This is a genomic window from Acidithiobacillus sp. TH-A67 (assembly GCF_057473545.1).
Window position 1 is genome coordinate 85,152 of sequence record NZ_JBYCKU010000026.1, and the last position, 22,220, is coordinate 107,371.

Consider the following 22,220-nt stretch of genomic DNA (forward strand, 5'->3'; position numbering starts at 1 on the left):
CCCCCGACCAGTACCATTCAGCCTTTGCCGGTCTGCGCTGATATGGCTGGAGAGCAGTGATGTTTCACGGAAGTATGGTGGCGTTGATCACGCCAATGGATCCTGGTGGGGCCGTGGATGACCGCGCTTTGCGGGATCTGGTCGAATGGCACATTGCCGAAGGCACGCACGCGATCGTTGCCGTCGGCACGACCGGCGAGTCGGCAACGCTGACGGTGAAGGAGCATGTGGCCGTCATTCGCGCTGTGGTCGAGCAGGTGCGGGGTCGCATTCCCGTGATTGCCGGTACCGGGGCCAATGCCACAGCTGAGGCCATCGAGCTCACCCGTGCTGCCATGGAAGCGCAGGCAGACGCCGCACTCCTGGTCAGCCCCTACTACAACAAGCCGACGCAAGAGGGCCTCTTCCAGCATTACAGCGCTATTGCCGATGCCTGTCATTTTCCCATCATTCTGTACAATGTGCCCGGTCGTACCTCCGGCGATATCCTGCCGGAGACAGTGGCGCGGCTTGCCGAACGTCCCTGTATCGTCGGGGTGAAAGAGGCCAGTGGCAAGGTCGATCGCGTCGCGGAAATCCTGCATCTCTGTGGCACCCGTGATGCCAGCATCGAGGTCTACAGTGGTGACGACGGCGCAGCACTTGCAGCGATGGCGATAGGCGCGCGTGGCGTGATCTCTGTCACTGCCAATGTCGTGCCGCGGGCCATGGCGCAAATGGCGAGCGCCGCCTTGGATGGAGATTTTGCCCGGGCGCGACGAATCAATGATGCGTTGGTACCGCTGCATCGCGATCTCTTTGCAGAATCCAATCCGATACCGGCAAAATGGTTGCTTGCGGACCAGCAGCGCGTAGGTCCCACGATTCGCTTGCCGCTCACCCCGCTCAGCGAATCCTTGCACGCCCGTCTGCGTGCCGCGCTGGAGTATGCCAGTAACGCCCCTCTTTCTCCCGCCTCATGAGTACGCTTGCACCCATGCGTAAACCGATTGCTCGAAGCCTTGTTGCCGCCACCTTGCTCAGCCTGGGTCTGAGTGGCTGTTCCTACATTCCCTTTTTGAAGACCAATAATGGTCCCGAGTATACCGATGCCAAATTATTGAAGCCACTGGCGGTGCCTCCAGATCTGCTGGCCTCGGCACCAGAACCGGGAGTTACCATACCTGGCGGTGGACTGACAGCGGCGGAGGCCGTGCAACAGTCTGGTATGCAAAGCGCGACCACCAGTAATGGCTACGAAGTCTTTCAACCGCGTCTGGCGCCCGGTGAAAGCGCGGTTGCCGAGCCCACGGTTCCAGGCGAGCAGGCTACGCTAGTCGGGCAGAGCAAGAATCTGGCCCTGCGCACCCAGGCCAAGCCTGCACAGATCTGGTCAGCCGTCCGTGCCGAGCTGGGCAAGCGTAAGATCGGCATCAAGAGTTTCTCACCAGAGAAGAACGAACTGGTGACCGATTGGGAGTATCAACGTGGCGGCCTCACCTCGATCTTTGGCAATAGCGTCGGTGCCAACCGGCGGATGCAATATACCTTCCGGCTGCAAGCACAGGGAGATGGTGCGCAGCTTTTGACCCTTACGCAGCAACGCCAATGGATCAGCCCCACTTCCGAGTCCCTGGACTGGCAGGCACACGATCCGGATTTAGATGCTAACCGGCATCTGCTGGAGGCGGTGCAAAAGCGTCTCGCGCAATCGGTGGTGATGGCGGAGCTGCCCGCGATCAAGGTGACTCGGTATCGTGACGACCTCGGTCCATATCTGGTTTTGAATCAGCCGCCGGCCAAGGCGCAGCCTGCCGTCCAGTCGGCACTGAACAGTCTGGGTTATCCCATCCATGCCGAGGCTCTCGGCGTCTGGTCGGTGCAAGTTCGCGGCGGTTCTGAACAGAAGAAATCGCAGGGTATGTTGGGCAGAATGTTCAGCAATGCCTGGCACAGCATCCAGGGTATCTGGGGCGGCGGCAAGCCTTCCAAGCCCCTGTCTGTGCAGGTTAAGTTGCTGGCTATGAAGGACGACAGCGGTAGCGTGTTAGAGACCTCTTCCAAAGCACAGGGCGAAGAAGAGAGTAAGGCAGCCGTTAGCGTCCTGGACAAGCTGCAGTCGGCTCTGAGTCCAGAGAAAGGAAATGCTTCATGATCGAGCGCTACACTCGCCCGGAAATGGGCGTTCTCTGGACGCAGAAGGCCAAGTACGATGCTTGGCTGCAGGTTGAACTGGCCGCCTGTCGCGCTTTGGCGGCAAGGGGCGAGATCCCGGCAGAGGCCCTGGCAGAAATCGAGGGTAGGGCACAGTTCGATGTCGAGCGTATCGACGTCATCGAAAAAGAGGTCAAGCACGATGTGATCGCGTTCCTGACCTCGGTCGCCGAGTTTGTTGGTCCTTCCAGCCGCTTCATCCACAAGGGACTCACCTCTTCTGACGTGGTGGATACCGGCTTCGCCCTGCAGTTGCGCGCTGCCGGCAAGCTCTTGCTGGCTGGCCTGCAGCGTCTCGATCAGGCACTGGTACGGCTGGCGTGGAAGTATAAAGACACGGTGATGATTGGCCGCTCCCATGGGATTCACGCCGAGCCGGTTACCTTTGGACTCAAAGTGGCAGTGTGGCGGGCGGAGGCACAACGCAATCTGCAGCGCCTGGAACGCGCCATTGCCGCAGTGTCGGTGGGGATGTTGTCAGGGGCGGTGGGTACCTTTGCCAATATCTCCCCAGACATCGAAGAAGCCGTCTGCAAAGAGCTCGATCTGCAACCCGAGGCGGCCAGTACACAGGTGATTTCCCGCGATCGTCATGCCGAATTTTTCAACACCTTGGCCCTGATTGGCGGCTCTGTCGAGAAGATCGCCGTCGAGATTCGGCATCTCCAGCGCACCGAGGTCCTGGAGGCGGAGGAGCCCTTTACCGCGGGGCAAAAGGGCAGTTCGGCAATGCCGCACAAGCGCAACCCGATCCTCTCCGAAAACCTCACTGGCCTGGCGCGACTTCTGCGTGGCTACGCCGGGATGGCATTGGAAGACATCGCTCTCTGGCATGAGCGGGATATTTCGCACTCCAGTGTGGAGCGCGTCATTGGTCCGGATGCCTGCATCGTTCTCGATTTCATGCTGCATCGCGCCAGTGGCCTGCTCGAGGGCTTGGTCGTCTACCCCGAGCGGATGCGCGAGAACCTCGAAAAAATGCATGGCCTGATTTTTTCCCAGCGCGTTTTGCTGGCACTGACGGAGAAGGGGATGCTGCGGGAGGATGCCTACCGCGTGGTGCAACGCAATGCCATGCGGGTCTGGCAGGAGGGCCAAGACTTTCAGGCCCTTCTGGCGGCCGACCCGGAGATTCAGCGCTATCTCAGCGCTGCTGCGCTTGGCGAGCTTTTTGATCTTGCCTACCACAGCAAAGAGATCGATAGGGTCTTCGCGCGGGTGTTTCCGGAAGGTCGACCCGCATGAGCGATCGTCAAAAACTGTACGAGGGCAAGGCCAAGATCGTCTACGCGGGCGAGAATCCCGACGAGTTGATCCTCCATTTCAAGGACGATACCTCCGCCTTCGATGGGGAAAAGCTTGCCCAGCTGGCGCGCAAGGGCGAGGTGAACAATGCCTTCAACGCCTTCATCATGGAATATCTGCAGCAGGCCGGGGTACCCACCCATTTCCTGCGTCGTACTGGCGTGCGTGAGTCGGTGGTACAACGCCTGGAAATGATCCCGGTGGAGTGTGTCATCCGCAATCGCGCCGCAGGTTCCCTTTGTCGTCGCCTCGGGATCGAGGAAGGACGCATTCTGGAGCCGCCGGTGCTGGAATTTTTCCTCAAGAGCGATGCCCTGCACGACCCCATGATCAATCACTCGCATATTCGCAGCTTTGGCTGGGCAAGCGAGGACGAGATCGCGGCGATGACCCGTTGGACGGAACGGGTGAACGTCCTACTGCTTGAGCTTTTCGCTCGTGCCGGACTGATTCTGGTGGATTTTAAGCTCGAATTCGGGCGTTATCACGGTGAGCTGCGGCTGGGTGATGAGTTCAGCCCCGATGGTTGCCGTCTTTGGGATGCCCAAAGTCTGGAAAAAATGGACAAGGACCGCTTCCGTCGCGATCTTGGTGGGGTGGTCGAGGCCTATATCGAAGTGGCACGTCGCATTGGTGTCCCTCTCGCCTAGGCGTTACAGAATAATCCAATTCCTCAGGTCTGTCGGGAGATTGCCGTGACCTTCGCCATCCATCGCGGGGCTCGGGCCCTGTCTGTTTTTCGTGCCCAACGCATCCTGCAGCGGCTTCATGCCGAGGGAATCGTCGTTTGTGGTCTTGCTGCGCGCTATGTGCATCTGCTCGATTGGGAGCAAGCACCCAGTAACGAAGAGCAAGAACGTGCCGAGGCTTTGTTGGGTTATGGCGAGCCCTGGATAGGTAAGGGTGGTGCGATGGAGATTGCTGTGGTGCCCCGCCTGGGGACGGTGTCTCCCTGGTCGAGCAAGGCTACGGAAATCGCCCAGGTTTGTGGCCTGCGCAATCTGCGACGCATCGAACGCGGCATCGCTTACTATGTGGACCATGATCAAAGCCTGCTGCCGCCAGAACGGGAGGGGCTGCTAGCGCTTCTGCACGACCCCCTGACCGAGTCGGTGCTGGACGACTGGCAGGCCGCCGATCTCGTTTTTGCGCATCCGCAACCGCGTCCCCTGCGCCGCGTTCCTTTCCTGCGGGAGGGCCTGCCGGCCCTTCTCGCCATCAACGAGGAACTGGGGCTTGCCCTCTCGGCTGCGGAAATCGATTACTTGGCGCAGCTCTTTCGCGACTTGCAACGCGATCCGAGTGATGCCGAACTGATGATGTTTGCCCAGGCGAATTCGGAGCACTGCCGGCACAAGGTCTTCAATGCGCAATTCCGGCTGGATGGTCAGGAACGAAGTCAGACCCTGTTCGGCATGATCCGTTCTACGCATAGAGCCCATCCGCAAGGCACACTCTCGGCGTATCATGACAACGCCGCTGTGATCGAAGCCTATGCGCCAAGCCACTATTTTTGCGCCGGCAGTGATGGGAACTACCAAAGTCACAACGAAAATTTGGGTATTCTGATCAAGGTCGAGACCCATAATCATCCGACCGCCATCTCTCCCTTTCCCGGTGCGGCGACGGGTAGTGGTGGAGAAATCCGGGACGAGGGCGCGACGGGCCGCGGTGGTAAAGCAAAGATGGGGCTCTGTGGCTTTTCCGTATCGCACCTGCGTATCCCCGGCTACGAGCAGCGCTGGGAAGGAGAGTTTTACGGACGTCCCCAGCGCATCCGCTCCGCCCTGGAAATCATGCTCGAAGGACCGATCGGCGCGGCGGCCTTCAATAACGAGTTCGGGCGTGCCAGTGTGGCTGGCTATTTTCGCGTTTTTGAAGGCGAGCAAGGCGGACGCCACTGGGGCTATCACAAGCCGATCATGCTCGCCGGTGGCATCGGTCAGATTCGACCGACTTTGATTCAGAAACTGCCCTTGCCCGTCGGCGCCAAGGTACTGGTGCTTGGCGGCCCCGCCATGCTCATTGGCCTGGGGGGCGGTGCGGCTTCCAGTGTGGCGAGTGGCAAGGGGGAAGAAAACCTGGATTTTGCCTCGGTACAGCGTGGCAACCCGGAGATGCAACGGCGCGCCCAGGAGGTGATCGAGCGTTGTATTGCCTTGGGAGAAGAATCGCCCATTCTTTCCATTCATGACGTTGGCGCGGGCGGCCTGTCCAATGCCTTGCCCGAACTCCTACACGATGGTGGGCGGGGTAGCACCTTGCAACTGCGCGCCGTGCCCAATGACGACGCGGCGATGTCGCCCATGGAGATCTGGTGCAACGAGGCGCAAGAGCGCTACGTTTTGGCGGTGGCAGCCGATCGCCTGGCGGAGTTCCTTGCCCTCTGCGAGCGGGAGCGCTGCCCGGTCGCCGTGCTTGGTGCAGCGGAAGATGGTGACTATCTGCGAGTGGAAGATGGGCTACTCGGGGATTTGCCTGTGGAGATGTCCCTCGGTGCCCTGCTGGGTTGCCCGCCGCGTATGCTGCGGGATGCGCATAGCGTGCCGGTACGCGCGCAAGCTCTCAAGATCCCGGACAGGGAGTTGCGCGATTTTGCCTACGCCGTGCTCCGCCACCCCTCGGTTGCCAGTAAGGAATTTCTCGTCACCATTGGTGATCGCAGTGTCGGTGGCCTGATCGCCCGCGATCAGATGGTCGGTCCCTGGCAGATGCCGGTAGCCGATTGTGCCGTCTCTACCGCTGACTTTTGGCAATTTCACGGTGAGGCGATGGCCTTGGGTGAGCGCGGGCCGGTGGCGGTGCTCGATGCGCCGGCAAGCGGTCGTCTGGCCCTAGCGGAAGCGTTGACCAATCTCTTTGCCGCCGATGTGCAGGAATTGGGGCAGATCAAGCTCTCCGCCAACTGGATGGCGGCAGTCAATGTCGCCGGTGAAGACGCTCGTTTGTTCGAAACCGTGCGCGGTGTGGCCGAAGAACTCTGCCCGGCACTGGAGTTGAGCATTCCCGTTGGCAAAGATTCCCTATCGATGCAGACGGTCTGGCAGGAGGGCGATGTCGAGAAATCGGTGACCGGGCCACTGAGTCTGATCATTACAGCGGTTGCGCCGGTGGCGAATGTTGCCGCCACCTGGACCCCACAGTTGCAGGGTCTCGCAGACACAGATCTCTGGCTGCTAGATCTCGGACGTGGTCGGCTGGGTGCGTCCATTCTGGCGCAGGTGCTGGGACAGATGGGTGCGGAACCCGCCGATCTCGATGAGCCCCTGCTGTTGCGGGCGGCCTTTGCATTGCTGCGCGAGTTGCGAAAGGAAGGTGTCGTTCTGGCGTATCACGACCGTTCCGATGGTGGGCTCTGGGCCAGTGTCTGTGAGATGTCCTTCGCTGGCCGGCGTGGCGTAGACATTGTCATCCCTGTAGGGGTCGAGCGCATGGGCTTTCTCTTTGCCGAAGAGCCCGGCTTCTTGCTCCAGATCCGTCGTGAAGACGCGAATGTCCTACAGAGTCTTGCCGCTGCGGCAGGGCTGGAATCACGCTTGCATCGCCTTGGGCCAGTGACGGTGGATTGGCGGCTGCGTATCCTGCAGAATGGTGCTCCCTTGCTGGATGAGCTGGGTAGCGAATTGCTGGCAGCCTGGGCGGAAACCAGTAATCGCCTGCAGTCCTTGCGTGATGATCCCGATTGCGCAGCCGAGGCCTATGCGCACAGCACGGCTCTGCTCCCCAGCCTGTTCAGTAATTGGCGGGAAGATCAGCGTCCCAGCTTCCCCACGCCAGAGATCGGCGCGGCAAAGCCGCGCGTGGCGATCCTGCGCGAGGAGGGGGTCAACGGCCAGGTGGAGATGGCTGCGGCCTTTGCGCGCAGCGGCTTCACCGCCGTCGACGTCCACATGAGCGATTTGCTGGCCGGTCGTGACGATATCCGCAATTATCCGGTATTTGCCGCCTGCGGTGGCTTTTCCTATGGTGACGTATTGGGGGCCGGTGCTGGCTGGGCCAAATCGATCCTCTACCACGAAGCTCTGCGCTTGCAGTTTGCCGCCTACTTTGCCGATTCGACCCGCTTGGCGCTGGGGGTCTGCAATGGCTGCCAGATGTTGGCAGAGTTGCGCGAGTTGATTCCCGGGACGGAATATTGGCCGAGCTTTCGGCGCAATCGTTCGGAGCAGTTCGAGGCGCGTCTGGCCATGGTGGAAGTGCTGGCTTCTCCCTCACCCCTCTTCGCGGGATTGGCGGGTCTACAAGCGCCAATCGTCGTCGCGCACGGGGAGGGGCGTGCGGTATTCCACGACCCAGAGCAGGTCTCTCAGGCGCCGGTGACGATGCGCTACATCGATGCCAACGGGCAGGTGGCTACCCGCTATCCGGTCAATCCCAATGGATCGCCGCAGGGAGTTACTGGCTTATGTTCCAGCACCGGACGGGTAAGCATTCTCATGCCGCACCCGGAACGGGTAGTGCGAACGGTGCAAATGAGCTGGCACCCCGCCGATTGGCAGGCCGAGACCCCTTGGCTGGAGATCTTCCGCAATGCCTACCGCAGCGTATCCTGATGACTCGCTGCGGCAGACTGTCTCCTAGAACAGGTTTTTGATCGTTTCGATCAGCTTGCTGCTCTCACTGCTACTGGTGCTCGCTGTCGCGGAAGTGACGCTGGCCACCGGCGGGTATCCCGTCAGGTAGTCTGCCACACCGATCGGGCTGGCGAAGCTGTCGGTCGGGCCGGAAACCGTGCTTGGCCGGGGAAAAGGCAGATCCGGAGTTTTGCTGAGCGCCGTCTTCATGTAGTGAATCCAGATCGGCAATGCCTCCCGCGCCCCGGCGGCCCAGCGTCCCATGCTGTGGTTATCGTCATAGCCCACCCAGACACTGGTGGTAATCTGCGGGCTGAAGCCGTTGAACCAGGCATTGTTTTCGTTGTTGGTCGTACCCGTTTTGCCGGCGATATCGTGGCGTCCCAGGCTTTGCGCAGCCACGCCAGTGCCGATCTTGATCACCTGCTGCATCATTTCCGTCATCAGGTAGGCGACGCCAGCAGGGATCGCCGGCGCGCTCGGTGGTGCTTCGTAGCCCATTGGACAACCGAGTAACGATACCTGGGTACCGTTACTCTTGACGATTTTGCGGATCAGATAGGGTTTGACCAGGTACCCGCCATTGGAGAATACCGCGTAGCCGCGTGCCATCTGAATCGGAGCGAAATCCCCGGACCCCAGCACCATCGAGGGTACCGACGGAATCTGTTTTGCGGGAAAGCCAAAACGCTGCACGTATTGCACCGCGTAAGGGATGCCAATGTCCATCAGGATCCGCACGCTCGGAACATTATGCGAGTACGCCAGGTTCGACCATACTGGAATCGGGGTGTTGGAGAACTGATTGCTGTAGTTGGTCGGGCTATAGACCTGGCCGGAGGGTAGGGTGATGGACAGTGGAGTATCCGGGATCAGGGTCTGCGGCGTCATGTAGCTGCTTTTGCCGGAGGCGAGCAGCGCCGGTGCGTCCATGGCTGCGGCATAGACGAAGGGCTTGAAGCCCGAACCCGGTTGCCGGTAGGCAAACACCGCGCGGTTGAAATGGCTCAGCTCGTAGCTGAAGCCGCCACTCATCGCCAGGATCGCCCCGGTATGACTATCGAGGCTGACGATGGCGCCCTGTACCCTGGGAATCTGGGTCAATTGCCATCCCGCATCTGGGCCGGCGGAGGACCAAACGTTCGCACCCCATTCCTGTCCGGCACCGGCGGTTACCGCCGTTACGTAGGGTCGCAGCCAGACCAGGTCACCGTGCTGCAGGACCGCATCCACCGCCCGCGGCTTTGTCCCGCCCGGGCGGGAGCGTGCCCAGGCGACGTCGCGCAGGGTGAGAGTAATGGTTTTTTTGCCCTCCAGAGACAGCTCTGCGCTTTTGGCCGAGCTGGCGATGACCACAGCCCATTTTAGATTGGCGGGATCGTGCGGGGGAAGTTCCTCTGGGCGCTTGCCGGCCAGGGCCGCCTGGTAGTCTGCGCCGTGCAGGCGAGTGATGGGACCGCGAAAGGCTTTCGGGTCCAGACTGGTGAGGCCCATGTCGTAATTTTCCAGGCCAATTTGCAGCGCCCGGTTGGCTGCCTGTTGATCTTGCGGATCGATACTGGTGTAGACCTTGAGCCCCGAACGGTAGGTGAAATCCGTGCCGAACTGCTGGCTGAGCCAGTTGGCGATCCAGTCCGTCACATACGGCGCAGTGTTGGAGGCCGACTCATGGTAGCGGGATAGAATGGGTTCCTGCTCGGCGGCATCCATCTCCGCGCGAGTGATATAGCCGCGCGCATGCATGCGGCGCAACACATAATCGCGACGCTTGCTGGCCAGCTTGGGATTGACCACGGGGTTCAGGTAGGAGGGTGCGGGCGGCAGTCCGGCAATGGTTGCCATCTCGCCCAGGGTAAGCTGATCGACGCGCTTCCCAAAATAGGTCTCGGCTGCCGCTTCCACCCCATAGGCGCCCTGACCGAGGTAGATTTTGTTCAGGTACAGTTCGAGGATCTGGGCATGGGTGAAGTGCTGCGCCAGCTTGTAGGCAAGTAGAATTTCCGCAACCTTGCGAGTGATGGTCTTTTGCGGGGTCAGATAAAAATTGCGGGCGACTTGCTCGGGGATGGTGCTGGCCCCTTGCACCGGCGCCAGATGTGTCAGATCGACAAAGGCGGCGCGCAGGATTCCTGGTATGCTGACTGGGTAGTAGAGCGGATTGCTGCTGTAAAAGTGGGAGTTTTCGGCGGCAATGAAGGCGTCTTGCAGTTTTGTGGGGATCTGGCTCAGGGGCAGGGCATAGCGCATCTGTGGGCCGACCACCTGCAACAGGCTGCCATTGGCGGCATAGATTCGCAGTGGCTCATCTGGATGCCATTCCTTCAGCTCGTGCACGGGCGGTAGGGTGGCCCAGATACGATAGGTGAAGATTGCCGCACCGATGAAGAGGTTGGCAAAAATCAACAGCACGATCAGAAATACCCAGCGACCCACGTGACGCTTTCTGCGTGGCGCAGGTTTGCTCGCCCCAGAAGAATTTCCTTTGCCCATGTACCTTCCCTGTTTTCCTTGCTGACAGGCCCTGTCGATTGCGACAGGGCCTTTGGCCTTCTATGATACCACGATGATTTTTACGAGTCGCTTCGCACCGAGCCCTACGGGTCACATTCACCTGGGTAATGCCCGCACCGCGTTGTTTGCCTTCTGGGCGGCACGCCAGAGTGGCGGCCGCTTCATTGTCCGCATGGAAGATACCGATCAGGCCCGCTCGCCGGCCGAACTGGCCAGGGCCCTGCTCGAGGATCTCCGTTGGTTGGGGCTGGGCTGGGACGAAGGTCCGGACTGCGGCGGCCCGCATGGACCATATGCGCAGATGGAGCGCTTACCAGTATACGACGATCTGCTGCAGAGGCTTGTCGATACTGGGCATGCCTATCCCTGTTTCTGCACGGCGGACGAGCTGAGTGCCGAGCGGGATGCGCAGCGGGCGGCGGGGAAGGCACCGCGCTACTCAGGTCGCTGTCGGGCGCTTTCCGCTGCGGAGGTACAGCGGCGTCTGGAAGGGGGGGGGGAGGCTACGCTGCGTTTCGCCGTGCCGCGCTCGGGTACTCTGTCCGTGGATGACCTTGTCTGGGGAGAGCGAAGCTATGACTTGGCGGACCTGGGCGATTTTGTTCTACGGCGCAGTGATGGCAGTCCGTCCTTTTTCTTTGCCAACGCCGTCGATGATGCCCTGATGGAGGTGAATCTGGTGTTGCGTGGCGAGGATCATCTCAGCAACACGCCGCGGCAGATTCTGATCCTGCAGGCACTCGGGCTGCCGGTGCCACAATATGGACATCTGCCACTGCTGCAGGGTAGTGATGGCCAACCACTGTCGAAGCGCAATGGCGCAGCCAGCCTGCGCGAGCTGCGCAGCGCGGGTTATCTGCCCGCGGCCCTACGTAATTATCTCGGCCAGCTTGGCCACCACTACCCCGCGACCCGCTGGCGCAGCGATGCGGAGCTGATTGCGGAGTTTTCTCTGGCGCGAATCGGCCGCGCACCTGCCCATTTCGATCGGGAGCAACTGCAGTATTGGCAGGAACAGGCGTTGCAGCACCTAGGGCTCGACGAGCTCGTCGCCTGGCTGCGCCCACACCTGACTCTGGTCCCGGATGCGCAGATCAGCGGCTTTGTCGCTGCCATCCGTGGTAATATGCATTTGCCTGCGGATGCCGTCGCCTGGGCAGAAGTCTGTTTTCACCCGCTTGGGCACAGCGAGAAGGTGCGGGCAGAACTGGCGGAAACTGGTGCAGAATTCTGGCAACAGGCGCAGACGTGCTACGACGAGCAGCCCGATGACTTCCGTGCCTGGACCCGCCAGCTCGCGCAACAGAGTGGACGCAAGGGACGTGCCCTGTTCCATCCCCTGCGCCTTGCCCTCACCGGCCGGGAGCAAGGCCCGGAGCTGGCACAGCTATTGTCCTTCATCCCCCACGAGGAAGTGCTGCGTCGCCTGGCACCTATTTTCCCCTGAATGCAAACGGATTTGAGAACGTCATGCCCAAAGCACTCCCTGTTCTATACCTCCACGACAGTCTGCAGCGAGAAAAGGTCGTTTTCACGCCCTTGCAGCCTGGCACGGCGAGCCTCTATGTCTGTGGGATGACCGTTTACGATTATTGCCACTTGGGTCATGCCCGCGCCATGGTCACCTTCGATGCCTGGTCACGCATCCTCCGCTACTGGGGCCTGGAAACTCGCTACGTGCGCAACATTACGGATGTCGACGACAAGATCATTCAACGGGCGGCAGAGCGGCAGGAGCCAATCACTTCGCTCACCGAGCGGTTCATCGCGGCGATGCACGAAGATGAGGCGGCACTGGGGTGCCTGCCACCGGATCTTGAGCCACGTGCCACGCAGCATATCCCGGGCATGCAGGCCCTGATTGCCACCCTCGTCGACAAGGGCCACGCTTATGTTGCCGACAATGGCGACGTCTATTACGCGGTACGCAGCTTTCCCGGGTACGGCAAACTCTCGGGGCGCAGCCTCGACGAACTGCAGGTAGGTGCCCGCATCGAGCCCGATGAACGGAAGCGGGATCCTCTGGACTTTGCGTTGTGGAAGGCAGCCAAACCGGGGGAGCCGGCCTGGGCATCGCCGTGGGGCGAAGGGCGCCCAGGCTGGCATATCGAATGTTCGGCGATGTCTACCGAGGCCTTGGGCTGTGCCTTCGACATCCATGGTGGTGGCCTCGATCTGCAATTTCCGCATCATGAAAACGAGATCGCGCAGTCGCAGGGTGCCGGCTGTGCCTTCGCGCACTACTGGCTGCACAACGGGCATATTCGCGTGCGCGACGAAAAGATGTCGAAATCATTGGGAAATTTCGTGACGGTACGCGATCTGATCCCCATTTATGGCGGCGAAGCCCTGCGCTTTTTTATTCTTAGCAGCCATTACCGTAGTCCACTGCAGTACAGTGACGATGCCCTGGCCGCGGCACAAAATTCCCTCGTACGACTGTATACGACGCTGCGGGGGTTGGCACCCCACGAGCTGGTGGCGGAGCTCGGCGGAGATTGGGAGGCGCGCTTCGTCGCTGCTTTGGCCGATGATGCCAATACCCTGGGGCCCTGGCCGTACTTTTCGAGCTGGCGCGTGAAATCAATCGGCTGCGCGAGCAGGGCAGCGAACTGGCATCGCCCCTGGGTACGCTTCTGCGTCATCTCGGCGGAATTCTCGGCCTCCTGCAGCAGGATCCCGAGCGCTTCTTTCAGGGCGAGGACGAAGACGCCGACTGGATCGAGGCCAAACTCGCAAAGCGGCAGACTGCGCGGGCGCAACGGGATTTTGCCCGTGCCGATGCCATCCGTGCAGAGCTGGAGGCGGCGGGAATCGTCATCGAGGACAGCGCGAATGGCAGTACCTGGCGGCGGCGCTGAGGACATGAAAGTCTTGTTGGTATGCCTGGGAAACATCTGCCGCTCGCCGATGGCGGAGGGGGTCTTTCGTCAGCTCGCAGAGCAGCGCGGTCTGGATTGGCAGATCGACTCGGCGGGGACGGCGGATTACCACGTCGGTGAGGCACCGGATCGACGCGCGCAACGGGCCAGCGCTGAGGTCGGTATCGCCATCGAAAATCTCCGGGGCCGCCAGGTAGAGAAGGCCGACTTTACCCGCTTCGACTGGATACTGGCCCTGGACCGCGCGAACCTGCGGGCGCTCCAGTCCCTTGCCCCAGCCGGGCATTCTGCTAGGCTTGGACTACTCCTCGATCCCTTTCTCGAGGGCCGGGAGCCGGCGGAGGTTGCTGACCCCTACTGGGGGGAAATGGAGGATTTTCGCACTTGCCGAGTGCAGATTCAGCAAGCCGCGGAGAGGTTTTTTGAGCGGACGGGCCAGTCGCAGAAAAATCCTGGCTGATCAGCGAAGGTTTTGCTGCCGACGCTGCAGCCCCATGCTGTTCGCCACTGTCTCTGCCGGGCAGCGCTTTCGTGAAATGCATTTGCCCGGTAGATAGCACTGGTGGGGGTCAGTCGCCTCCGAGAAGATCACCCTGACCTTTGAGCAGGGCATTGTCGCCCGCCGACCGGTCCTCCGCAGCGCCTGCCGCCTCGCCAACCACCTCCAGCGCTGCGGGTGCAGCAACCTCCAGTTCGGAAATTTCGTTCATATCCTCAGTTGTTACGGGCGCTGCGTCCTCCACCCCACCTTCTAGTATAGGCACTTCTGTCAGGACAGAGTCGTTGGTGTCGGTACGGAGTTCTTGTTCCCCACCTGCAGTTTCGGAATCCGCGTCAACGGATTCTGCCAATGGCAAGTTGTTGCTGGGCACAGGATCGAATGCTCCGACCTCGTGGGCTAGTTCCAACCGCTCGGCGGGCGCTTCCGCATATACTTGGTTTGTGACGGCACTGGCGGGGACCAGTAACTGGTGCCAGTCGTCGGCTGCGGGTACCGGACCAGGGTAGCGAAGCTCCTCGTCGATCATGCCACCCTCCGCGGGGGGCAGGATCATTGGGCTGGACTCTGTTTCTTCTGCGAGTTCGTCGTTGTCTATCGCATTGGCCTCGCCGCCGTGCTGGCGTCGCGCCCGCGCCCGCCGGCCGCCACGGCGCCGGCGGCGGCCTCCGGCGCGACCGCCGTCGTCCGGGCTCTCGCTACCGTTGGCGACCTTTTCGCCATTATCGATACTTTCGGCCGCGCCGGTATAGGCGGCGAAGGTCTCGGCATCCATCGGTACGTAACGGGAGACCAGGGCCCGGACGAGACGCGCAAGAATTCCTTCTTCGTGCGGCGCAGGAGCCGGCTTGGCCTTGGCTGTCGGCAGGCGCGGTGGTGGCAGTTCGTCCGGCGGCGGTGGCGCGGTGAGGGGGGTGATCGCCGCACTGCTGTTTGCCGTCGCCTTGCTCGGACGTTGTGGCACCGCACTGACGCGGCTCTCGACGGGGCGCTCGGGGCTGGCCTCGCCCTTGATGCGCTGGACCTCATAGTGCGGTGTCACCAGAGCCGGGTTGGGGATAATGTTGAGCCGCACCCCACTACGCGCCTCGAGTTCGAGGATCGCCTGCCGCTTTTCATTGAGCAGATAGACGGCGACATCGATCGGTACCTGGCACTCCACTTCGCTGCAATTACGCTTGAGGGCTTCCTCGTGCAGCAGGCGCAACACGTGCATGGCGGTGCCCTCGCAGCCGCGGATCTGGCCGGTGCCGCGGCAACGTGGGCAGGGTTCGTAGGTGGCCTCATCCAGGCTTGCACCCAGCCGTTGGCGTGACATCTCCAGCAGTCCAAAGCGGGAGATGCGGCCCACCTGCACCCGCGCCCGATCGATTTTCAGGGCCTCGCGGATGCGGGTTTCGACCTCGCGCTGATGTTTGGGCGATTCCATGTCGATGAAATCAACGACGATCAGCCCTCCCAGGTCGCGCAGGCGAATCTGCCGGGCGATTTCATCCGCTGCCTCCAGATTGGTCTGGAAGGCGGTTTCGGCAATATCCTGCCCCTTCGTGGACTTGCCGGAGTTGATGTCGATGGCGACCAGCGCTTCGGTGTGGTCGATGACAATGGCGCCACCCGATTCCAGGCGTACCTCGCGGCTAAAGGCCGACTCGATCTGCTGTTCGATCTGGTAACGGCTGAAAAGTGGAATATCGTTTTCGTAGAATTTGAGGCGGGAAAGCATGCGCGGCATCATTCCGCGCATGAATTGCTGTGCCGCCTCAAAGGCCGACACCTCGTCGATCAGGACTTCGCCGATGTCCTCGGAAAAGTGATCGCGCAGGGCGCGCACCACCACATTGCCTTCCTGGTAGATGAGGAAGGGGGCAGGCTGCTCGGCAGCCGCCGCCAGAATCGCCTGCCAGATCTGCTTGAGATATTCTAGATCGCGTTGCAGCGCCTCGAAATCCTGGCCAATCCCGGCCGTGCGGGCAATCACCCCCATGTCTTCCGGAATGTCCAGCATTTGCAGGTGCTGACGGATCTGGGCCCGGTCGTCCCCCTCGATGCGCCGCGATACACCACCCGCTCGGGGATTATTGGGCATCAATACCAGATAACGGCCAGCTAGGCTGACGAAGGTAGTCAATGCCGCGCCCTTGCTTGAGCGCTCCTCTTTGTCGACCTGGACGATGACTTCTTGACCTTCGCGCACCAGTTCCTGGATGCGCTTGCGGCCGGATTCCTGTTTTTGAAAATATTCGCGGGAGATTTCTTTGAGGGGCAGAAAGCCGTGCCGTTCGGCGCCATAATCAACAAAAGCGGCCTCGAGGCTGGGCTCGATGCGGGTGATTTTCCCTTTATATACATTGCTTTTTTTCTGCTCACGGAAGGCGTGTTCCAGATGCAGATCGAGCAGTTTCTGTCCATCTACGAGCGCCACCCGCAGCTCTTCGGCATGGGTGGCATTGATCAACATTCTTTTCATTACTGTCTTCTCCGGCGCTCAAACCCACAACGGGGAGCGCAACGTATTGCATGAACTGGGCGGCACATACGGTCGCAGCCGGTGATTGTACCTGTATCTTCGACCGGTGCACTCTCACTGCAGCGCGGTCTACGTCGCAATATATGACAGATGAGAATAGAATCGCAAACCTTGGCGATGGAGTTGGCAGATGGCAGAAAGCGGGGTCCACTACCTGGAGATCGGAGAAGCAGAGGCGGGGCAGCGGCTGGACAATTTTTTGTTGCGCGTGATGAAAGGGGTGCCGCGCTCGCATGTCTACAAAATCCTGCGCAGTGGCGAGGTGCGGGTGAACAAGGGGCGGGCCAAGGCGCAATATCATCTGGCGCCGGGTGACCAGGTGCGCGTCCCACCGCTGCGCCAGGCCGACCCCAGTCCTGCGCCCCAGGTTTCGTCCAGGCTCGCCGATGATCTACGCCAGCGCATCCTCTACGAGGATGATCGGCTGCTCGTTCTGGACAAACCCAGTGGCCTGGCCGTACATGGCGGTTCGGGGATCGCCTGGGGAGTCATCGAGGCACTGCGCAGTCTGCGTCCGGAACTGCGCGAGTTGGAACTGGTGCATCGTCTGGATCGGGAGACCTCCGGTTGCCTGCTGCTGGCCAAGCGCCGCTCGGCGCTGCGCCAACTGCATGCTGATCTGCGCGAGTCTGCCTTTCAGAAACGCTATCTGGGTCTGGCATGGGGGAAATGGGTGGGGGGGGAGCGCCGCGTCGATCTGCCTCTGCGCAAAAATACCCTGCGCTCGGGCGAACGGATGGTGCGGGTAGATCAGCAGGAAGGTAAGGCCGCCGCCACGCGCTTCACCCCTCTGCAAAGGTTGTCCGACTGTACTCTGGTGGAGGCCGAGCTCGAGACCGGCCGTACGCACCAGATCCGCGTGCATTTGCAAGCCCTGGGTCACCCCTTGCTGGGGGACGAAAAATATGGCGATGCGAATGCCAACGCCCACTTTCGCGAGCGCGGGCTGCGGCGGCTTTTTCTGCATGCCAGCCTGTTGGCGTTTCCCCATCCACGGGATGAACGCATGATTCGCGTCGAGGCGCCATTACCGGCAGAACTTGCGACGCTGCTGGATTCCATGGCCGGCTTGCAGGGCTCGTAAGCCAGTTCAGCTCTTTTGTCGTAAAAGCTGGTCAACGCCGAGCGCGGCCGCTTCGACAGCGCCGGCAACATAGCCCGGAAACTGGGGCGACCATTCGCTGGCAATGCCAGTGAGTCGTCCCCGCCAAGGACCTTCTGCCGCCGAAGAAGGTGGGGCCGAACCATGCTGAGCGACCTCACTCTGGTCCGCCTCAGTCGCCGTCCAGGAATCGGCGGCCCAGTCCTTGAGGAAGTCCGCCCTCGGCGTCGCTGCCCGCTCTCCGAACAATCGTGTGAACTGCGCTCGGCAGTGCAACCGGAGAGTTTCCTCGGGGATTCCCTTGCGAAGCGCAGCGGGCAAGGCGAAAAACCCGAACAAGGCGGCACTGCCACCCGGCATGGACGCATCGTGCATTTCACCGAGTGGCCCACAAGCGCTACGCGCCTCTCCGGACAAAGCCTGCGCGCGCCAGAACGGCTCGTCGTAGATGGCAAGATACTTGGCATGAGGCGCCATCCAGGTGGCGGTGGCTCTCCAGGCCTGCAGCAGCGGCCCCGGCAACTCGGGGAGGAATTCGATCGTGGTCGCCGCCAGGCGCGGCGGTACCGCCAGAAGTAGAGATTCCACGCGGAAAGTGAGGGCCTGTTGCGCCGCCTCGACGTCCAGTTCGACATGTTGGCCCTCGCTGCGTATGCGCCGCACGCGATGATTCAGCAAAAGCTTGTGCGCTGGCAATGGCCGCCGCAAAGCGTCGATCAATGCGCTCATGCCTCCGATCAGCCGCATCGACGGCGGTACATAGGTGTAGCCTGGCATCCGCTCTGCTGTGCCGTGGGGCGTGCGCTCGACGAGCATGCTTCCCTTTTCATATTGCGCGAAACGTTCCAGACCCAGACTCTGGATCAGGCGGTCGAGTTGTGCCTGGTAGTCGGGCCAGAACCATGTCGGGCCGAGGTCGAAGCGATCCAGTGCTGAACTTTCGGTAATGCTGGGCGTCGTGGCGATCCGTCCGCCCCAACCCTCGCGCGCTTCCAGGACCACATAATCGTGTATGCCCTTTTGCTCCAGTAGATAGGCTGCATAGAGTCCCGCCAGCCCTCCACCGACGATGGCGATACGCACAGCCAGCATCATTTGGCCTCGCTCGATGTTCCGCGAAAGATTCCGTGATCTGCATTCGCAGGCGGGTTAGGGCAACTGCTACAGTCAAAGGAAGGCATGCCCACCAAAATACTGCATAGTTTGAGGCAATGCGAGCAGTCGTTTCTTATCTTGGCTACCACCCAAGCACGTAACAAGGTCCGGCCGGGCGAGGAATGCCGATTCATAGCGCATTTCCACACTGGCGCCACCGCCGCCGGTTGCCGCGTCTCCACAAGCGTTTCGTGGTGGCGGTAAAGGCAATCGAAGGCGAAAGCAGATCAAAGCAGGCCCAGAAATAGGCTTCCTCGCTATCGAGCGCTTGCTGATGATAGATTTTGGGTACAAAGGCGCTCATTGCCCATCCCTGTCACACGCCATCAGGCTCCTGCATCCACGCTGGAATATCCCGCTGGCCATGCAGTACACGCCAGACATCGATGTGGTCCGGGCGCTCAACATAAAACACGAGGTGCGGGTAGCGTGTCAGCGGCCAAGTGCGCAGGCCCGGCAGGTTGAGTTCGTGGGCGTAGCGGGGTGATCCAGTGGCGGGGTGACGAGCGATGTGGCCGTAGGTCTTCTCCAGTGCGTCGATGAAGCCGAGCGCCACGGCTTCACCCGCCGCACTCAGATAGTAGGCGACCGCCTCGTCCACATCCCGGTTGGCCTGTTCACGCGGGATGACTGGCTTGGCCTTCACGCCTTGGCAGCGGGTTTGGCAGCCTTGCGCACCCGATCTCGCATCCCGTCGAAATAACTGGCATCGGCGGGGGCCGCCGGGGCGGATGCTGCTCCGGCCAATAGCAGGTTACGCAATTGCAGGCGTTCTTGATCCTTGCGGATGAGTTCCCGCACGTACTCGCTGCTGGTGCCGTAGCCGCGCTGGCTGACCTGTTCGTCCACGAAGGACTTCAGAGTGTCCGGTAGGGAGATGTTCATCGTGCTCATGGCGTAAGTGTGGAATCTTTGGCAAAATTTGGCAAGATTCGTGTTCCACCCTACCGAAAGAAGGCCTCCATGCCCAACCCGAATAACTGTCTGCGCTACTGAGATCTGGCCAACCGCATCCGCATCGATGACACCATCGCCCTGTGGCGTGGAGCCTGCCGAGCTCGCCAGTCTGAATTTCGAGACCCAGTGCATGAGCGCCAAGCGGGCCGCGCTGGTCACGGCCCTGCGCACGGAGCGCCTCAAATACGAAGACCTGGGCATCGTCACCTCGCGTGATCAGATGATGTTGCCGCTGAAATTGGTGATCCTGGTTTCGTGACGGTACTGGCCACACCAGACGTTGGACAGCAGCCGCTGGCGGATGTCGGTAGGGATGGACTCCCAGCGCTGGCGGACGGGGGTGAAAGTCGGCAGTGATTCAATCGCCACGGATCACTCCTCGAACAATTCGGAGTGCGTGCCCGTCCGCACAAAGATGATGGCGTTGCCATCCAGGCGGTAAATGAGCAGGAAGTCGCCGCCGATGTGGCATTTGCGGTGGTCGGCCCAATCACCCTTCAGCGGGTGATCCAGCTATTCAGGCCCTAGCGGGGCATCGTTGCCAATGAGCAGCAACATGGCCTCCTTCAGCCGCTTCAGGTCGTGGCGACCCGAACGCGAGAGGCGTTCCCAGTCTTTAAGGAAAGTCTTGGTGTAATCGCTCGCCCTGGGCAGCGGCGCCCGCCTACTGCTGGCGGGCTTTTTCGAGGTCATCGATCAGGGCATCAGCAGACTCAAAACGGGCGGTGCGCGCCTTGGCCATGGCGCGGGCCTCTTCCATCGCCGCGCGGGTCTGGGCGTTGGGCACCTTCAACTCCAGCGGGAAGGCCTGGTCATTCACTACGCGCTTGAGCAGGATGCGCACGGCATCAGACACCGACAGCCCCATGGCTGCCAGAGCCTCACTGGCTTGCGTCTTGATTTCGTCGTCCACCCGGACGTGCAGCATCGTGGAATGGGCCATGATCGATTCCTCCATTTTCGCAAGTATGTATCTCGATTGCGATACAGTCAAGCAGGCGCTGGTGATGCTGTGACTGCGTTCGATGCCTGACCGGTGGCCTTGGTTGACGATGAAGAGATGCGCGTAACTTCTTGATGTTGCGAAAGCCGAAACTGCGCCAACCCGCAGGCCAAACAGATAATAGAGACGCCTCTGGCCGAGAAAAAGGTGCCCTTGTCTGAACCCGCCTTGCGGATTCAGCGGCGTATGCTGGACGCGGGAACGAAGCATATCTTTGCCAGTCCCAAGAAACCGGCTCAGGCGATCAGTGAGCTTGCCGTCATCCACGCTCTGCGCCGTCTACGGGGTGATATCACGGTACATGGAATGCGATCCGCCTTCCGTGACTGGTGTTCCGAAGAGACCAGCGCCAGCAATGAGACCATCAAGACGAGCTTGGCGCATGCAGTCAGGAACGCGACAGAGGCGGCCTATTTCCGTAGCGATCTGATCGAGAAGCGCCGGGCACTGATGAACCAGTAGGCAAAGGACCTTGTGGGGCCGGAGACGAAACCGCTGCGACAAGTGGTTTGATACTATTGCTTGTATCCGGCTATGCCGTATAATTCCTTCTCATGATGATGCTGGTTGAGACCCCGCTTTTCTCCAGCCTTTGGCCGGATTACTGGACAGAGGCAGAGCGCGGGGAGTTCTGTTCATTCCTAGCGCGGGAACCGGACGCGGGAGATGTAATCCCCGGATCAGGTGGATGCAGAAAAATCCGCTGGACGCGGGCAGGGATTGGCAAGCGTGGCGGCGTCCGGGTGATTTACTACCTGCGGCGGCAAGACGGGCTGATCTGGCTACTGCTGATCTATGCCAAGAGCGCCAAGGGTAACGTACCCCCTCACATACTGCGGGAGATCCGCAAGGAGATCGATGATGCTGACTGAAAAGGAATTGCTGGAGCGCGACGCCAGGCGGGACATTGGGGCGGAACTGCTGGAGTCCGTTCGCCAGATGAAGGCAGGCAAGCGCGGCGCTGTTCATGCGGTTGACGTGCCCCAGGTAGTACAGGCGCGTATCCGTGCCGGGCTATCCCAATCCCAATTTGCAGCACTCATGGGGGTGTCTGTCCGTACCCTTCAGGATTGGGAGCAGGGACGGCGTAACCCTTCCGGCGCGGCCTGCACATTGCTGCGGATCGCTGCAAAGCATCCTGAAGTGATCCGGGAGATGCAGACGGTTTGAGTTGTACCGCCATGCCCTAGGGTAGCTCCCGAAAGGCTACAACCTTCACCGGAGATGTTTTGATACTATCACTAGATGCAACGCAGGCGCTTAGAGATACGCGACGCGAGCGCGACGACGCCGTGGTGGACCTGATGATGAAACGCTGCTGAAAGATTGGGATACTGTCAGACAGAACGCGATCTGAAAGTGGCACGAGAGGGCAACGTCCAAAACAGGACGCAAGGCCACCAACCGTTAATTTGTCCTATCCATTTAGCCAATCAAAACCCTCTGAACTGGCGGAAAAAACAAACCCCTTGCAGAACAAGGGGTTGTATATCAAAATTGGTGGAGGCGGCG

The 22,220-nt window shown here is 60.8% G+C and carries 20 protein-coding genes; 12 read left to right on the forward strand and 8 right to left on the reverse strand.

The features are described 5' to 3' along the window. Positions 1 to 59: 59 nt before the first annotated feature. Genes dapA through purL form a run of 5 tightly spaced genes read left to right on the forward strand, consistent with a single transcriptional unit; the run spans position 60 to position 8,051 of the window. Positions 60 to 962 (forward strand): 4-hydroxy-tetrahydrodipicolinate synthase, encoded by a 903-nt coding sequence (gene dapA / locus AC2VNM_RS03125; RefSeq protein WP_483165642.1) that lies wholly within the window; start codon positions 60 to 62, stop codon positions 960 to 962. Positions 963 to 976: 14 nt separating this feature from the next. Further along, positions 977 to 2,134 (forward strand): outer membrane protein assembly factor BamC, encoded by a 1,158-nt coding sequence (locus AC2VNM_RS03130; protein ID WP_483165641.1) that lies wholly within the window; start codon positions 977 to 979, stop codon positions 2,132 to 2,134. Continuing rightward, on the forward strand, positions 2,131 to 3,438 hold the full coding sequence (gene purB / locus AC2VNM_RS03135; RefSeq protein ID WP_486912873.1) for an adenylosuccinate lyase: 1,308 nt from the start codon (positions 2,131 to 2,133) through the stop codon (positions 3,436 to 3,438). Before AC2VNM_RS03130 ends, purB begins: the two co-directional genes overlap by 4 nt. Beyond that, on the forward strand, positions 3,435 to 4,148 hold the full coding sequence (gene purC, locus AC2VNM_RS03140; protein WP_483190152.1) for a phosphoribosylaminoimidazolesuccinocarboxamide synthase: 714 nt from the start codon (positions 3,435 to 3,437) through the stop codon (positions 4,146 to 4,148). The genes purB and purC overlap by 4 nt, the downstream gene beginning before the upstream one ends. Before the next feature lie 45 nt (positions 4,149 to 4,193). Then, on the forward strand, positions 4,194 to 8,051 hold the full coding sequence (gene purL, locus AC2VNM_RS03145) for a phosphoribosylformylglycinamidine synthase (RefSeq protein ID WP_483190153.1): 3,858 nt from the start codon (positions 4,194 to 4,196) through the stop codon (positions 8,049 to 8,051). A gap of 24 nt (positions 8,052 to 8,075) precedes the next feature. On the opposite strand, the gene AC2VNM_RS03150 is transcribed toward purL, so the two are convergent. Further along, on the reverse strand, positions 8,076 to 10,562 hold the full coding sequence (locus AC2VNM_RS03150) for a penicillin-binding protein 1A (protein WP_483165637.1): 2,487 nt from the start codon (positions 10,560 to 10,562) through the stop codon (positions 8,076 to 8,078). Positions 10,563 to 10,635: 73 nt separating this feature from the next. Here AC2VNM_RS03150 and gltX point away from each other — a divergent pair, with 73 nt between their 5' ends. Together gltX and cysS are read left to right on the forward strand one after the other, a co-directional pair. Next, the gene (gltX, locus tag AC2VNM_RS03155) at positions 10,636 to 12,030 is read left to right on the forward strand and encodes a glutamate--tRNA ligase (protein ID WP_483165636.1); all 1,395 of its coding nucleotides are present in this window, start codon (positions 10,636 to 10,638) and stop codon (positions 12,028 to 12,030) included. Positions 12,031 to 12,053: 23 nt separating this feature from the next. Next, on the forward strand, positions 12,054 to 13,925 hold the full coding sequence (cysS, locus tag AC2VNM_RS03160) for a cysteine--tRNA ligase (protein ID WP_486912874.1): 1,872 nt from the start codon (positions 12,054 to 12,056) through the stop codon (positions 13,923 to 13,925). Positions 13,926 to 14,034: 109 nt separating this feature from the next. On the opposite strand, the gene AC2VNM_RS03165 is transcribed toward cysS, so the two are convergent. Continuing rightward, positions 14,035 to 16,431, reverse strand: a complete 2,397-nt coding sequence (locus AC2VNM_RS03165; protein WP_486912875.1) for an Rne/Rng family ribonuclease — start codon at positions 16,429 to 16,431, stop codon at positions 14,035 to 14,037. 190 nt (positions 16,432 to 16,621) lie between these two features. Here AC2VNM_RS03165 and AC2VNM_RS03170 point away from each other — a divergent pair, with 190 nt between their 5' ends. Beyond that, positions 16,622 to 17,575: an RluA family pseudouridine synthase gene (locus tag AC2VNM_RS03170; protein WP_483165632.1), complete on the forward strand. Its 954-nt coding sequence runs from the start codon at positions 16,622 to 16,624 to the stop codon at positions 17,573 to 17,575. A 6-nt stretch (positions 17,576 to 17,581) separates the two neighbouring features. Here AC2VNM_RS03170 and AC2VNM_RS03175 read toward each other — a convergent pair whose 3' ends face one another. The 3 genes from AC2VNM_RS03175 to AC2VNM_RS03185 form a co-directional block, all read right to left on the reverse strand. Next, positions 17,582 to 18,688: a flavin monoamine oxidase family protein gene (locus tag AC2VNM_RS03175; protein WP_486912876.1), complete on the reverse strand. Its 1,107-nt coding sequence runs from the start codon at positions 18,686 to 18,688 to the stop codon at positions 17,582 to 17,584. Positions 18,689 to 19,064: 376 nt separating this feature from the next. Then, entirely contained in the window at positions 19,065 to 19,394 is a 330-nt protein-coding gene (locus AC2VNM_RS03180; protein ID WP_483165629.1) for a type II toxin-antitoxin system RelE/ParE family toxin, read from the reverse strand. Beyond that, positions 19,391 to 19,633, reverse strand: coding sequence for a type II toxin-antitoxin system ParD family antitoxin (locus AC2VNM_RS03185; RefSeq protein WP_483165628.1), 243 nt, complete (start codon positions 19,631 to 19,633; stop codon positions 19,391 to 19,393). The genes AC2VNM_RS03180 and AC2VNM_RS03185 overlap by 4 nt, the downstream gene beginning before the upstream one ends. A gap of 136 nt (positions 19,634 to 19,769) precedes the next feature. On the opposite strand from AC2VNM_RS03185, the gene AC2VNM_RS03190 reads away from it, so the two are divergent. Next, complete coding sequence (locus tag AC2VNM_RS03190) at positions 19,770 to 19,964, forward strand: hypothetical protein (protein WP_483165627.1); 195 nt, start codon at positions 19,770 to 19,772, stop codon at positions 19,962 to 19,964. Here the strand turns inward: AC2VNM_RS03190 and AC2VNM_RS03195 are convergent. The 3 genes from AC2VNM_RS03195 to AC2VNM_RS03205 form a co-directional block, all read right to left on the reverse strand. Beyond that, positions 19,922 to 20,074, reverse strand: coding sequence for a hypothetical protein (locus AC2VNM_RS03195; protein ID WP_483190272.1), 153 nt, complete (start codon positions 20,072 to 20,074; stop codon positions 19,922 to 19,924). The genes AC2VNM_RS03190 and AC2VNM_RS03195 overlap by 43 nt on opposite strands. 3 nt (positions 20,075 to 20,077) lie before the next feature. Beyond that, positions 20,078 to 20,218 carry a type II toxin-antitoxin system YafQ family toxin gene (locus AC2VNM_RS03200; RefSeq protein ID WP_483167219.1) on the reverse strand — a complete coding sequence of 47 codons (141 nt, stop codon included), beginning with the start codon at positions 20,216 to 20,218 and terminating at the stop codon, positions 20,078 to 20,080. Between the two features lie 151 nt (positions 20,219 to 20,369). Next, entirely contained in the window at positions 20,370 to 20,648 is a 279-nt protein-coding gene (locus AC2VNM_RS03205) for a type II toxin-antitoxin system RelB/DinJ family antitoxin (protein WP_068809742.1), read from the reverse strand. A gap of 213 nt (positions 20,649 to 20,861) precedes the next feature. Here AC2VNM_RS03205 and AC2VNM_RS03210 point away from each other — a divergent pair, with 213 nt between their 5' ends. From AC2VNM_RS03210 to AC2VNM_RS03220, 3 genes are all read left to right on the forward strand, one after another. After that, positions 20,862 to 21,170 carry a hypothetical protein gene (locus AC2VNM_RS03210; RefSeq protein ID WP_483165626.1) on the forward strand — a complete coding sequence of 103 codons (309 nt, stop codon included), beginning with the start codon at positions 20,862 to 20,864 and terminating at the stop codon, positions 21,168 to 21,170. 92 nt (positions 21,171 to 21,262) lie between these two features. Further along, positions 21,263 to 21,580 (forward strand): transcriptional regulator, encoded by a 318-nt coding sequence (locus AC2VNM_RS03215; protein ID WP_483165625.1) that lies wholly within the window; start codon positions 21,263 to 21,265, stop codon positions 21,578 to 21,580. Next, complete coding sequence (locus AC2VNM_RS03220; protein WP_483165624.1) at positions 21,567 to 21,878, forward strand: helix-turn-helix domain-containing protein; 312 nt, start codon at positions 21,567 to 21,569, stop codon at positions 21,876 to 21,878. Before AC2VNM_RS03215 ends, AC2VNM_RS03220 begins: the two co-directional genes overlap by 14 nt. The last annotated feature ends 342 nt before the right edge of the window (positions 21,879 to 22,220 follow it).

Excerpts from the sequence above, each read along its gene's own strand:
- purB (WP_486912873.1), top strand. The coding sequence starts at position 2,131 with ATGATCGAGCGCTACACTCGCCCGGAAATGGGCGTTCTCTGGACGCAG.
- AC2VNM_RS03165 (WP_486912875.1), bottom strand. The coding sequence starts at position 16,431 with ATGAAAAGAATGTTGATCAATGCCACCCATGCCGAAGAGCTGCGGGTG.
- dapA (WP_483165642.1), top strand. The coding sequence starts at position 60 with ATGTTTCACGGAAGTATGGTGGCGTTGATCACGCCAATGGATCCTGGT.
- AC2VNM_RS03150 (WP_483165637.1), bottom strand. The coding sequence starts at position 10,562 with ATGGGCAAAGGAAATTCTTCTGGGGCGAGCAAACCTGCGCCACGCAGA.
- AC2VNM_RS03220 (WP_483165624.1), top strand. The coding sequence starts at position 21,567 with ATGATGCTGACTGAAAAGGAATTGCTGGAGCGCGACGCCAGGCGGGAC.
- AC2VNM_RS03190 (WP_483165627.1), top strand. The coding sequence starts at position 19,770 with ATGACACCATCGCCCTGTGGCGTGGAGCCTGCCGAGCTCGCCAGTCTG.
- AC2VNM_RS03175 (WP_486912876.1), bottom strand. The coding sequence starts at position 18,688 with ATGATGCTGGCTGTGCGTATCGCCATCGTCGGTGGAGGGCTGGCGGGA.
- AC2VNM_RS03170 (WP_483165632.1), top strand. The coding sequence starts at position 16,622 with ATGGCAGAAAGCGGGGTCCACTACCTGGAGATCGGAGAAGCAGAGGCG.
- cysS (WP_486912874.1), top strand. The coding sequence starts at position 12,054 with ATGCCCAAAGCACTCCCTGTTCTATACCTCCACGACAGTCTGCAGCGA.
- purC (WP_483190152.1), top strand. The coding sequence starts at position 3,435 with ATGAGCGATCGTCAAAAACTGTACGAGGGCAAGGCCAAGATCGTCTAC.
- gltX (WP_483165636.1), top strand. The coding sequence starts at position 10,636 with ATGATTTTTACGAGTCGCTTCGCACCGAGCCCTACGGGTCACATTCAC.
- AC2VNM_RS03205 (WP_068809742.1), bottom strand. The coding sequence starts at position 20,648 with ATGGCCCATTCCACGATGCTGCACGTCCGGGTGGACGACGAAATCAAG.
- AC2VNM_RS03130 (WP_483165641.1), top strand. The coding sequence starts at position 977 with ATGCGTAAACCGATTGCTCGAAGCCTTGTTGCCGCCACCTTGCTCAGC.
- AC2VNM_RS03215 (WP_483165625.1), top strand. The coding sequence starts at position 21,263 with ATGATGATGCTGGTTGAGACCCCGCTTTTCTCCAGCCTTTGGCCGGAT.
- AC2VNM_RS03185 (WP_483165628.1), bottom strand. The coding sequence starts at position 19,633 with ATGAACATCTCCCTACCGGACACTCTGAAGTCCTTCGTGGACGAACAG.